7 protein-coding genes are annotated in these 12,321 nt (G+C 45.2%); all 7 read left to right on the plus strand.

Going from position 1 to position 12,321, the window contains the following annotated elements:
* The first annotated feature begins 1 nt into the window (after window position 1).
* The 7 genes from H8B17_RS03890 to H8B17_RS03920 all read left to right on the plus strand — a co-directional run bounded on the left by H8B17_RS03890 (window position 2) and on the right by H8B17_RS03920 (window position 12,286).
* The gene (locus H8B17_RS03890) at window positions 2-1,384 is read left to right on the plus strand and encodes a glycoside hydrolase family 28 protein (RefSeq protein WP_223816353.1); all 1,383 of its coding nucleotides are present in this window, start codon (window positions 2-4) and stop codon (window positions 1,382-1,384) included.
* 17 nt (window positions 1,385-1,401) lie between these two features.
* Window positions 1,402-2,988, plus strand: coding sequence for a glycoside hydrolase family 43 protein (locus H8B17_RS03895; RefSeq protein WP_190307828.1), 1,587 nt, complete (start codon window positions 1,402-1,404; stop codon window positions 2,986-2,988).
* Between the two features lie 65 nt (window positions 2,989-3,053).
* The gene (locus tag H8B17_RS03900) at window positions 3,054-5,459 is read left to right on the plus strand and encodes a glycosyl hydrolase 115 family protein (RefSeq protein ID WP_190307829.1); all 2,406 of its coding nucleotides are present in this window, start codon (window positions 3,054-3,056) and stop codon (window positions 5,457-5,459) included.
* A 313-nt stretch (window positions 5,460-5,772) separates the two neighbouring features.
* Window positions 5,773-7,059 carry a Gfo/Idh/MocA family protein gene (locus H8B17_RS03905; RefSeq protein WP_190307830.1) on the plus strand — a complete coding sequence of 429 codons (1,287 nt, stop codon included), beginning with the start codon at window positions 5,773-5,775 and terminating at the stop codon, window positions 7,057-7,059.
* Window positions 7,060-7,092: 33 nt separating this feature from the next.
* Complete coding sequence (locus H8B17_RS03910; protein WP_190307831.1) at window positions 7,093-8,085, plus strand: sugar phosphate isomerase/epimerase family protein; 993 nt, start codon at window positions 7,093-7,095, stop codon at window positions 8,083-8,085.
* Window positions 8,086-8,103: 18 nt separating this feature from the next.
* Entirely contained in the window at window positions 8,104-9,273 is a 1,170-nt protein-coding gene (locus H8B17_RS03915; RefSeq protein ID WP_190307832.1) for a Gfo/Idh/MocA family protein, read from the plus strand.
* 16 nt (window positions 9,274-9,289) lie between these two features.
* Complete coding sequence (locus H8B17_RS03920) at window positions 9,290-12,286, plus strand: exo-beta-1,4-galactosidase (RefSeq protein ID WP_317170984.1); 2,997 nt, start codon at window positions 9,290-9,292, stop codon at window positions 12,284-12,286.
* Window positions 12,287-12,321 lie beyond the last annotated feature (35 nt).

The following is a 12,321-nucleotide window of genomic DNA, read 5'->3' on the forward strand; positions in this document are numbered from 1 at the left end:
GATGATGAAAACGAGGAATACATATAGGATGATATTGCTCTTGGTTCTTTTTTTCCTTACCGGAGGCAGACTTGCTGCTCAGAAAAACCAAGTAATACTACAACAAGTCAGCGTGGAGGCACCTTTTAAGATGCCGAAGATCAAAACACCGAACTTTGCACGAGTTGCGGATTTTGTCATTACGGATTATGGTGCAGAACCAGAAGATAAAGAAAAAAATGCTATAGCCATTGAGAAAGCCATCGCGAAAGCTGCCATTGCCGGGGGAAATGTGATTATCCCGGCGGGCGAATGGAAAACCAAGAAAATTCATTTGAAGAGCAATGTGAATCTCCATCTTTCCGAAGGTGCCGTATTGTTGTTTTCGCCCGATCCACAGGATTATCTACCGGCTGTATTTACCACTTGGGAAGGATTGGAATGCTACAATTATTCGCCACTGATCTATGCGTTCGAGGCGAAGAATGTCGCGATTACGGGAAAAGGAGAGGTCAGGGCAGATATCAGCCAATGGCGTAAATGGTTCCCGCGTCCGTCGGCACACATGGAAAGTATCAAACGCTTATATAACTGGGCGCAGGATCGCGTGCCGGTAGAAGACAGAAATATGGTCAATGATACATCGAATATGCGCCCGCAGTTTATCCAGTTTAACCGTTGTGAGAACGTATTGGTCGAAGATATCCAGATACGCAACAGCCCATTTTGGACCTTACATCTTTATCTGTCCAAAGATATCATTGTCAGGGGTATCGATATGTATGCCCACGGACATAACAACGACGGCATTGACCCGGAGATGAGCCAGAACGTGTTAATAGAAAATTGCGTATTCGATCAAGGAGATGATGCTATTGCGATCAAGTCGGGCAGAAATCCGGAAGGCTGGCGACTGAAAACGCCGTCTAAAAATATTGTCGTACGGAACTGTCTGGTCAAAGACGGACACCAATTACTCGCGATAGGCAGTGAATTATCCGGAGGTATCGAAAATATCTATGTTGAAAATTGTAAAGTGGCAGATGATAACGAGAAATTGATGCACCTATTATTCATCAAAACGAACGAGCGTATGGGCGGCCATGTTAAGCATGTATATTTCAAAAATATTGACGCCAATGCGATCCGGGAAGGTATTCTAGGAATTGATACGGATGTATTATATCAGTGGCGTACGTTAGTGCCAACCGTGGTTCGGAAATTGACACCGGTTCAGGATATCTACTTAGAAAATGTACAGGCAAAGGACGCCAAGTTTGTCGCCAAGATAAATGGGAATGCGGATTTGCCCGTACGCAACATCCACTTGAAAAATGTGACGCTTGTTAACGCTTCCGAAGAAGAAATTCAGACAAAGAATGTAGAAGGCTTTGTGATGAAATAGCAGGTTAAGAGAACACGATGAAAATATTTTTTACAGTTATTTTGTTTTGTTGCCTGATCTGGGCGAATGCCCAAGATATACCGGAAACATTCCGTAATCCGATATTGCCTGGTTTTAATCCAGATCCCTCTATTTGTAGAGTAGAAGATGATTACTATTTAGTCACTTCTTCGTTTGCGTGGTATCCGGGGTTACCGATTTATCATAGTAAAGATCTGACGAATTGGAAGTTGATAGGGCATGGTATTGAGCGATCGGATCAGCTGGATATGAGTTCTGTTGTAGAGAAAAATGGAATATGGGCACCCACTATTCGTTATCATGAGGGAGTATTCTATATTATTACAACATGTAATACGTGTGGCGGAAATTTCTATATTACAGCAAGAAATCCAGCGGGGCCTTGGTCGGATCCGGTTTGGATAGAGGATGCTCCGGGCATTGACCCGAGCTTATTCTGGGATGAGGACGGTAAATGCTATTACACCGGAAACAGATGGGATATTAAGTATGATGATAGTTGGCCGGGAAAATGTACGATATGGATACAGGAGATAAACTTAAAAGAACAAAAGTTGATCGGTGAGCCGAAAATGTTGATCCACGGGCATGCTAATAATGCCCGGTATGCGGAAGCACCACATATCTATAAGGTGAACGGTCGCTACTTATTGATGATTGGGGAAGGTGGTACCGACGAGAACCATTCTGTTTCGGTACATCATAGCAATTCTATTTTTGGACCTTATGTCGCTGATCAAATTAATCCGGTACTGACCCATCGACATTTAGGTGAAGATTATCCGCTGCAAGCTATCGGTCATGCGGATCTGGTACAAACGCAGTACGGAGAATGGTGGTCGGTCGTGCTTGGCAAGCGTACTGTTAATAATAAAGTGCCCCTAGGGAGAGAAACGTTTCTATGCAAAGTAGATTTTGAAGGGGAAACGCCAATATTTAATGCCGGGTATGGTAAAGTTCTTTTAGAACAACAACGTCCGAATTTACCTTGGACGCCTTGGAATGAAAAAAAAGTACTGCATCATGGGGATAAAAGCTGGTATTCTGTTCGTGCTCCTCGATATCCGTTTTATAAACTAGTTGGGAATAAGTTAGAGATGCAATTGATGAAGGAATCTGTAGACAGCTTATCTGCTGTTCCAATATTGCTTCAACGGGTGACGGATCATTATTTTCAGGCAATGACTAAATTGTCTATGAAAACAACATTAGCCAATGAACATGCTGGACTTATACTCTATCGGGCTACTGATAATTATTATTTCTTAGCGAAGGAAAAATCAACAGTAGCACTCTATAGAAAAATTGAAGGGGAGAAACAGTTGGTTGAACAGGTTCCGTATGATAAAGCCGATGTATATTTTCAGGTGAAGGTAACAGGCCTGGATATAAAATTCTATTTTGGAGCGTCCGAAACACAGATGAAACCAATCGGAAAAAGACAGGATTTGACGGCATTGGCAGATAGCCCCATTAATCGATTTAATGGCTTAGGAGTGGGGCTATACGCCAGCAGCAATAATCGGTTGTCTAAAAACAAAGCGGTATACAAAGTATTCGTATACAGGAAGTTAAAAAAATGAATCGAAGAAATAGTCATAACGGAGCAGGCAGCCTGCTCCACTTATAAAATTTAAATTTACAAGATATGAGAATATTCGGAATCCTATTTTTCTTGTTTGTCAATGTAGGAAGTTACGCACAAGACGGATTTAAGCTGATTAGCAAAGGACAAGGGACATCCATATATTACGGTGGGCAAACCGCCTTGGTACAGACTGCTTTGGAAATGTTGCTGAGCGATTCGGAACATGTTGCCGGACACCCTTTTCAACTGGCGAATAAGCTTGATAACGGAGCCATATTGGTGGGTATTCCCGGCGAAGACAAAACGTTTGATAAGCTGCTCTCCACTTACAAGATCGATGTAACATCGGTCGTAGGACAATGGGAGGCATTTCATATACAGTCTATACAGCAAGGTAACGAAAATTACCTGTTCGTCATCGGAAGTGACCCGCACGGTGCTGCCTATGGCGTATTGGAACTTTCCCGTTTAATTGGTGTCTCGCCGTGGGTATGGTGGGCTGACGTGGTACCCGAGCGTCAAACAGAAGTGGTCTTGCCGGCCGGTTTCCAGGATACCCAACGTCCCGATGTACAGTATCGGGGCATTTTCCTGAATGATGAAGATTGGGGGCTGACACCCTGGAGCGCCAAAACATTCGAGCCGGAAGCCAAGATAAAAGAGGGCATTGATCCAGATAAAACAAAAAAGATGCAGACCATCGGTCCAAAAACCTATAGCCGGATTTTTGAACTCTTGCTGCGGTTGCGTGCAAACACCATTTGGCCGGCGATGCATGAAGTAACCGTTCCATTTTATTTTGTTCAGGGCAACCGGGAAGCATCGGAGAAATATGGAATCTATATCGGGTCCTCCCACTGCGAGCCGCTGGCGCGAAACAGTGCTACAGAATGGGATATCGTTGGCGAAGGACGTTATAATTACCTTACAAATAAAGAAAATGTGGTTTCGTATTGGAGTGATCGATTGAAAGAACTGGGTAATTCCAACAATATCTTTACCCTTGGGATGCGCGGGAAACACGATGGCAGGATGGAAGGTGTAAAGGGAGTAGCAGAATATAAAGAAGCTATTGATCAAGTTATTGTTGACCAGACCGAACTTTTAAAAACCTATATCAATCCCGATCCCTCACAGATTCCACAGGTGGTTATTCCCTATAAGGAAGTATTGGATGTATACCGTGCTGGGATGAAGGTGCCCGATTATGCAACGTTGATGTGGTGTGACGATAATTATGGATATATCACCCATTTTCCGGATGCGAAAGAGAAACAACGGGCCGGAGGCAACGGCATATATTACCATATTTCCTATTGGGGCAGGCCGCATGATTATCTCTGGCTCTCCACGATGAGTCCTGCGCTGATCCACCAGCAGATGAAGATGGCTTATGAGCATGACGTGCGTAAGATATGGATCGTCAATGTGGGCGATATCAAACCCGGCGAATATCAAACAGAGCTCTTTTTGGACATGGCTTGGGATATCGATCGCGTGAACACCATGGGCGTAGCTCAGCATCTTCAAAATTGGTTGGCGCGTAGTTTCGGAGCCGAAGTAGGTAGGGAATTACTGCCGCTTATGCAGGAACATTATCGCTTGGCGCATATCCGTAAACCGGAGTTTATGGGCAACACACGCGAAGAAGAGGCTGATCGTGCATACTACCGGACGGTACGTGATCTGCCTTGGAGTGAAAGAACGGTGAACGATAGACTGACCGCATATTTAACGCTCTCGGCACAGGCAAACGCGTTGTCCGATCAAGTTTCCTCAGAGAAGAAAGACGCATTCTTTCAATTGGTAGCCTATCCGATACAGGGAGCGGTGGAGATGAACAAAAAGATACTGTATGCACAGCTGGCACGCCATGGAAAGGCGGACTGGCAGCAGAGCCATGATGCTTTCGAGCGTATCGTGTCGCTCACGCAAACATATAACCAGCTGAACGGTGGCAAATGGAACCGCATGATGGATTATAAACCGCGCAACCTGCCGGTGTTTGATCGCGTAAAAGAGGAGGTAGCATCCAGTCCCATGGTTGCAGATATACAACCGCCGATGAAACTCAATGGAACGGACTTTCAGGGATATACACAAGCTGTTGAAGGCTTGGGCCACGAAGGAAGAGCAGTCTCTATAACAGAAGGTACGGAAGTTTATTACGATATGGCCAGCCTAGTTGGCGATTCGTTGCTTGTGGAGGTCAGGTTATTGCCGGTACACCCTGTATCAGGAAGCGATATCCGGTTTGGTATTGCCTTGGATGATGAACCGCTTCAAGTGGTGTCTTACAAAACTCAGGGACGCAGTGAAGAGTGGAAAATGAATGTTTTCCGAAACCAGGCTATCCGCAAAATAAGCCTCCCGATCAAAGGGAAAGAAAAAGGGCGAATCAAAATCGCTGCGTTGGATGAAGGTGTGCTGTTGGATCAGATATTGGTATATTATAGCAGTCTTTGAAGCGAAGTAACACATAGGTGTTACTTTGGTACTGCGTAAAGTAAGAGGGCATGTTATTACAGGTTGCAGTCTTGCGCCTATATAATACTTGTATCTTATTTAGCTAACTGCAATTTAAAATGATTAGTTTATACACATAGAGGGATACGAATTCTGACAGGATTTTTCCTGTGATTTTATAGGCAGATGTTGTAAAAGTTATTCATTAAATGTAACTTAAACCGCTAATTGCATATTTATGCAACCGGTTTCCTTTAATCTGTTACCAAAAGATTAAGGGGAGTTAAATGTACCTGTATAATTAAAAACTTATATGATGAAAAGAAAAAGTTTTATTAAAAGTGCTGCTGTGTTAGCGGCTTCCACCATGTTTTATAAAGCAAATGCTTTTTCCGCCGAAAGCAAAACACTTAAAGTGGGGCTCATCGGTGTAAAAGGGATGGGATGGGCTAACTTAATGGCCTTACTGAAGCAACCTAACGTGCAATGTACGGCCTTATGCGATGTCGACGAACGCATTTTAGACCAGCGTATAGAGGAACTCCGGAAGAAGCAGATTGAAGTCAAACGCTTTATCAATTATAAAGAGTTGTTGGAAGGCGATCTCGTGGATACCGTCATCATCGGAACACCTGACCATTGGCATTGTCTACAATTAGTAGATGCAGTAAAAGCGGGTAAGCATGTGTATGTGGAAAAGCCAATAGGAAATTCTATCGGCGAATGTGAGCTCATGGTGGCCGCGGCACAAAAACACAATAGTATTGTACAGGTCGGACAATGGCAACGTAGTCAACAACATTTTAGGGATGCCATAAATTTTGTGCATTCGGGCAAACTGGGGAAAATTAGGTTGGTGAAGGCCTGGGCCTATCAAGGTTGGATGAAAAGTATACCGGTAAAACCCGATGAGCCAATTCCGGCAGGTGTCCATTACGATCAGTGGCTAGGTCCGGCAAAAGAAAGGCCGTTCAACCCTAATCGTTTCCACTTTGAATTTCGTTGGTTTTGGGATTATGCCGGTGGGCTGATGACCGATTGGGGCGTGCATATGTTGGATTACGCATTGTTAGGCATGAAGGTGTCCGATCCGAAATCGGTGATGGCTGCAGGGGGGAAGTTTGCCTATCCCGATGATGCGGCAGAAACGCCAGATACGTTAACGACGGTATTTGAATTTGATGATTTTAATATACAGTGGGAGCATGCTACGGGTATAGACCTTGGACCTTATGGCAAAGATCACGGGGTTGCGTTTATCGGTAATAACGGTACACTCGTACTGAACAGAAGGGGATGGGAAGTTATCCCGGAAGGCGAGCGGATGGCGGCCGTGTCGTTTCAAAAAAGTCAGGATAGTGGTCTGGACAACCATATGGCAAATTTCGTACAAGCCATACAGCGTAATGACCAAACTTTATTGCATGCGCCAATCGAAGCAGGAGCACATATTGCGATCTTTTCGCAGATGGGAAATATTGCTTACCGAACCGGAAAGAAACTCTACTGGGATAAAGAAAATCGAAAATTTACGGACATAGAGGCGAATCGTTATCTGGTATCGGCATACCATAACGGTTATAAACTGCCCCAAATTTAACAACACGGACTACGCAACTTATAAATAGATAATATGGCTCGATTAGTAACATTATACTCGCTCCAATGGGGAGATCTATCCTTGGAGGATGTATGTATCAAAGCAAAAGAATTTGGCTACGACGGACTGGAACTTGGATTACCCGATCATTTGGACGTACGGCAAACGGATGCCGAATATTATAAGGGCATCAAAGACCTGTTGGGAAAGTATGGATTGCAGCTAAAAACGATTTCTTCGCACTTGGTCGGACAAGCGGTATGCGATAGAATTGACGGGCGGCATAAAGGTATTTTGCCGGATTATATATGGGGCGACGGCGAGCCTGAAGGTGTTCGGCAACGTGCGGCAGCTGAATTGATATTAACGGCAAAAGCCGCAAAAGCATTAGGTGTAAATACGGTTGTCGGATTTACCGGAAGTCCGATATGGCATTTGCTATATGCGTTCCCTCCCGTTCCCGAATCGATGATTGAAGAAGGGTATAAAGCATTTGCCCACCGTTTCATTCCCATTCTGGATGCGTTTGAGAAAATAGGTGTCCGTTTTGCGCTGGAAGTACATCCTACGGAGATTGCGTTTGATACTTTTTCGGCTCGTCGCGCATTAGAGGCAGTCGATCATCATCCTGCTTTCGGGTTTAATTATGATCCGAGTCATCTAGGCTATCAACGTGTGGATTACGTGGATTTTATTTACCAGTTTCCAGAGCGGATTTTTCATGTCCACATGAAAGATGTCTATTGGAGTGATACACCCAAACAAGTAGGTGTTTTTGGCGGGCATGTCCCTTTTGGTGACCCGCGTCGTTATTGGAACTTCAGAAGCGTCGGAAGAGGTAAAATCAATTTTGAAGAGATTGTTCGCGCACTGAATGTTATTGATTATCAAGGGCCATTATCTATAGAATGGGAAGATAGTGCGATGGACCGTGAGCATGGTGCGCGGGAATCCTGTGCGTTTACGAAACGTATCGACTTTCAAGCTTCAAAGCATGCTTTTGATGCTTTTTTTGCAAAAGATTAACCTTGTTTATCGTGGAATATGAAAAGTAGAAAGTTAAAGATGGGCATGGTTGGTGGTGGTCTCACCGGTTTTATCGGTGCCATTCACTTGCGGGCCGCCCTTATGGAAAATAAGATCGAACTGGTTTGTGGTTGTTTCAGTTCAAAGCCGGAGGTCTCTAAAGAGTCGGGAAGGTTTTATAACCTTCCCGACAACCGTATATATAGCTCCTATCAGGAGATGTTTGCGCGGGAGATCGCACTACCGGAGGAGGAGCGGATGGATTTCGTCGTTATCGTCACGCCGAATAACCATCATTTCGAACCGGCTATGCTCGCCCTGGACAACGGTATGCATGTTGTGGTGGATAAGCCTATGACATTCTCTTTAGAAGAGGCAAAGATCTTGCAGCAGAAAGTAACGGAAACCGGATTGATATTAGCGGTGACACACGTCTATGCTGGTTATCCCGCGGTGAAGGAGATGAAGACGAGAATAACCGCAGGCGAACTTGGTAAGCTACGCCGCATCTATGTAGAATATCCGCAAGGCTGGCTGGCAGAACGTATCGAAATCGAAAGCGGAAACAATGCCGGTTGGCGTACAGACCCCAAGCTGTCCGGAAAGGCAGGCTGTATGGGCGATATTGGCACGCATGCATGGCATCTTTGTGAATATATCTCCGGATTGAAGGTTAAAGAGATGTGTGCCGAACTGAACACCTTTGTCCCCGGGCGTCCTATTGACGACGATGGCACAGCCATGATGCGGATGGAACAGGGTGTAAAGGCTTTGCTAGCGGCCAGTCAGATCGCTATTGGCAATGCAAACAATATTAGTATCCGTGTCTATGGCGAGAAGGGCAGCCTAAAATGGGTGCAGGAAGATCCCAATAAGTTATTCTTCAATACCAGCCATACTCCCGAGCAAATTATTTATATCGGTGGAGACTATCCTTATTTAAGCCAACGCGCGCAATGGAATATACGAACGCCGGGAGGACATCCCGAAGGCTTTATCGAGGCTTTCGCTAATATTTACCGTAATTTCGCGCTTACGGTAGCCGCGCATAAAGCAGGCGAACACCCAACAGCGGAAATGTTGGATTTTCCCGACGTGAACGACGGGGTGAGAGGCATGCAGTTTATTGAAACGATTGTGAAAGCGGGTTGGAATGACGATACAAAATGGGTGAGTTGGGTGGAGTAAGAGCTTTCTGCATGAGGTGAAAGTACGGGGTGGAGGAACAGGTTACCGCAGGTTGCCCGGGACAGCGCAGATCGATATCTTTGGAAATACCAAATGTGAATCGATTATAAAGACGATGGCTGCCATGTATAGATATTTGTTTTTTACCGCCCTTTTTCTGCTTACTGTTTCCGCTTTACAAGCGCAGCAACATTTTCTGGATCTCTCCGGTACCTGGCGTTTTGCGCTCGATAAAACAGATCGGGGTATAAAAGACCAGTGGTTCAATCAACGTCTTGCAGACGATGTAAAGTTGCCGGGATCACTGATCGAGCAAAATATTGGCGACGACATTACACTGGAAACGCAGTGGACAGGAAGCATCTATGACAGTTCATTCTATTACCATCCACGGCTGGAAAAATTTAGGCAAACGGGCAATATTAAGCTGCCGTTTTGGCTTAGCCCTTTGAAACATTATGTCGGACCGGCATGGTACCAGCGGGATTTTCAGCTTTCAGCCAGCGACCTGAAACAGCATCTGAACCTTTTCTTGGAACAGCCACATACCGAAACGGCGGTATGGGTGAACGGTCATTTGGTGGGTGCACAAAACAGCATGGTTGTTGCACACCAATTTAAACTTGCAGATGTGGTGAAAGCCGGCAAGAACACATTGACCATCCGGGTGGACAATCGGATCAAGGAGATCAATGTTGGACCAGATTCGCATAGCCTGACCGATCATACGCAAGGCAATTGGAACGGAATAACGGGTCGTATCGGTATTGAAAAGCGATCGAAAGTTCATCTAGAGGATATTCAGATCTATCCGGATATCCATCAGAAAACGGCCGCTATTCGGCTAAATGTGCAGACCACTCGTCCCAGAAAATTACGGATACGGTATATCGCAGAAGCCTTCAACAGCAATAACCAACACACGACTGCGGTCCACACGGAGTTGTTGCACGTGACAAACCAAGCCGATACCGTAAATTTAACAATGACGTTAGGAGAAGATATGCTATTATGGGATGAGTTCAATCCTAACCTGTATCGAACAACGTTCCGTTTATACGATGGAGAAGAGTTGCTCGATGAGCGAAAAGTGACCTTTGGTATGCGGGAATTTAAAGCAGTGGGGCACTATTTTTACGTGAATGGTCGGAAGACATTCTTACGGGGTACCTGTGATAATGCGGTATTTCCGCTGACAGGATACCCCAATATGGATGTGGAAAGCTGGTTGAAGATTTTTCGAAAAATCAAATCGTACGGACTGAACCACGTTCGCTATCACTCTTGGTGTCCGCCGGAAGCGGCTTTTCAAGCCGCCGATATCGTTGGCATGTATTTACAGCCCGAAGGGCCAAGTTGGGCGAACCACGGCTCATCATTAGGGCAAGGTCACCCCATCGATCAGTATATTTACGCGGAAACAAATCGTATGGCACAGCAATACGGCAATTACGCCTCCTTCTGCATGATGGCGTATGGAAACGAACCCCGAGGCAATCAAATTCCTTACTTAACTACCTTCGTCAACTATTGGAAAGCGAAGGACTCGCGCCGCCTCTATACGGGAGCGTCGGTAGGGGGAAGTTGGCCTGTCATACCCAATAATGAGTTTATGGTACGTGCCGGTGCAAGGGGAGTGGAATGGGATCGGAGACCGGAGAGTGAGCGTGACTTTAGTGCTAAAATTGCACAGTTTGACGTGCCTTTTGTAGCACATGAATTGGGGCAGCACTGTGTGTTTCCTAATTTTGAAGAAATCAAAAAATATACCGGTGCGTACCGCGCCAAAAACTTTGAGCTTTTTCAGGAAGACTTAAACGACCACCATATGGGTGATCAGGCAAATACGTTTCTTCATGCCTCCGGAAAGCTTCAGGCATTGGCGTATAAGCATGAAATGGAACGCGCTTTCCGTACGCCCAACTATAGTGGTTTCCAACTGTTATCCCTGAATGATTATCCGGGACAGGGTACGGCGTTGGTGGGTTTATTGGATGCCTTTTGGGATGACAAGGGATATATCGACGCCGCAGAATTCAGAAAAGCTTGTGATACAACGGTACTGCTGATGCGGACGGCAAAATTTGTTTACGATAATTCCGAAAACATTCGTTTTTCTGTCGATGTGGCACATTACGGTCAAGATGCCTTGAAAAAACCGACCCTGATTTGGCGTTTGTTAAATGACGAAAGAAAAAAATATAAAGAAGGGAAATTGACCGTAGATAGCGTGTCGCTTGGACTTAATGAAAATATCGGCGTTATCGATATTCCGTTAGATGGTATCGAAGACGCCCGGGAGATGAAATTGGAAATTCGGTTGCTGGGATCGCAGATCAGCAATGATTGGGATTTTTATATTTTCCCGAAAACTTTACCTGCTCTTTCCGGTGAGATTTACTATACAACATCGTTGAACGATACCGTGCGTCAGGTACTGGAACAAGGCGGAAAAGTATTCTTGAACTTAGCCGGGCAGATTACACAGGGCAAAGAGATAGCACAACATTTTCGTCCCGTATTCTGGAACACCTCTTGGTTCAAGATGCGGCCACCGCATACCTTGGGCATCACGCTCGACGAAACACATGTAGCTTTCGCTTCTTTCCCGACACAGAACCATAGCACGATGCAATGGTGGGATATCCTGCATCAAACACAGGTGATGCATTTGGAAGATTTCCCGACCACATTTCGTCCGTTGGTACAGCCGATTGATACGTGGTTCCTGAATAGACGGCTGGGATTAATTTTTGAGGCGAAAGTGGGAAAGGGCAAGATCATGGTGACCTCGGCAGACCTCTCCGATAGCACGAACAATCTGGTCAGAAAAAATCTATACCATAGTCTTGTCAATTATATGACGTCGTCGTCCTTTCAGCCAGAACAGGAAATTGGACTGGAACTGATTGGAGGGTTAACCCATAATAACTCTAAATTGACCTTCGAGGCCTATACGGAGGCGAATCCGGATGAATTAAAGCCTGACCTAAAGGAGATGTTACAGCAGTAGAGAGTATACATTAAATAAGGCAGGATACCGCAGGT

It is taken from the genome of Sphingobacterium arenae (assembly GCF_014692505.1).
In the GTDB taxonomy this organism is placed as follows: Bacteria; Bacteroidota; Bacteroidia; order Sphingobacteriales; family Sphingobacteriaceae; genus Sphingobacterium; species Sphingobacterium arenae.

Bases quoted from the DNA above. Each gene is read 5' to 3' on its own strand.
- H8B17_RS03905 (WP_190307830.1), top strand. From the start codon at position 5,773: ATGATGAAAAGAAAAAGTTTTATTAAAAGTGCTGCTGTGTTAGCGGCT.
- H8B17_RS03910 (WP_190307831.1), top strand. From the start codon at position 7,093: ATGGCTCGATTAGTAACATTATACTCGCTCCAATGGGGAGATCTATCC.
- H8B17_RS03895 (WP_190307828.1), top strand. From the start codon at position 1,402: ATGAAAATATTTTTTACAGTTATTTTGTTTTGTTGCCTGATCTGGGCG.
- H8B17_RS03890 (WP_223816353.1), top strand. From the start codon at position 2: ATGATGAAAACGAGGAATACATATAGGATGATATTGCTCTTGGTTCTT.
- H8B17_RS03900 (WP_190307829.1), top strand. From the start codon at position 3,054: ATGAGAATATTCGGAATCCTATTTTTCTTGTTTGTCAATGTAGGAAGT.
- H8B17_RS03915 (WP_190307832.1), top strand. From the start codon at position 8,104: ATGAAAAGTAGAAAGTTAAAGATGGGCATGGTTGGTGGTGGTCTCACC.